The sequence below is a fragment of the Caulobacter sp. HMWF025 genome (assembly GCF_003060965.1).
GTDB lineage: Bacteria > Pseudomonadota > Alphaproteobacteria > Caulobacterales > Caulobacteraceae > Caulobacter.
The window spans coordinates 7,174-7,861 of sequence record NZ_QAII01000163.1 but is presented as its reverse complement, the minus strand read 5'-3'; the positions used below and the strand labels follow the sequence as shown (position 1 = coordinate 7,861).

Genomic DNA, 688 nt, shown 5'->3' with positions numbered 1-688 from the left:
TGGTCTGACGGCTTATCAAGGACGATCGGAAATGGCCCTTGCGCCTTCCCCTAAGGGATCGATCTGAGGCGACACAGGCTTGGTCGTACGCTAAACGGCAGCGGTGACTCGCCCGGCCGCCACAGCAAGACGGATTGCCCGAGAGACCTTCCTGGTCCTCGCGACGCTGGCCATTGTCCTGAAGATCCTGATCCCGGTCGGCTTCATGACCGCGCCGGAACCGCGCAACGGACTGCCCTTCGCGCTGGTTCTCTGTACGGGTCAGGGGCCGATGGTCGCCGAGCCCGGGGCACCGCTGGGCGAGAAGCACGAGTCGCCCGCCGATCGCGCCGGACACGACACGCCCTGTCCGTTCGCCGCCCAGGCCGCCCCCGCGCCGCCGCCGAGCGCCCTGATCGTCGCCCGCGTCGAGTTTGTCACCTTCCAGCCCGCGCCGCCGGTCCGGCGCGTGCACCTGGTGCCGGGCCGTGGCCTGGCCGCGCCCCCCCTGCCGGCCCGAGGTCCTCCCAGCCTGCTGATCTAGCCGACCGGCCTTCGCCGGATCGTGCCCCCTGCCCGCGTGTCAGGACCAAGGTCCCGACCTCGCGCGTTCCATCACATGATCAGCCTGCTTTCGGCCGCGCCCTGTCGTGCGTCCAAGGACCTACAGTATGAAATCCCTGCTTCTGGCCTCCACGGCCGTTCTCTT

The 688-nt window shown here is 69.0% G+C and carries 1 protein-coding gene; it reads left to right on the top strand.

Going from position 1 to position 688, the window contains the following annotated elements; genetic code table 11:
• Positions 1 to 103: 103 nt before the first annotated feature.
• Complete coding sequence (locus DBR10_RS17600; protein ID WP_108505848.1) at positions 104 to 523, top strand: DUF2946 family protein; 420 nt, start codon at positions 104 to 106, stop codon at positions 521 to 523.
• The last annotated feature ends 165 nt before the right edge of the window (positions 524 to 688 follow it).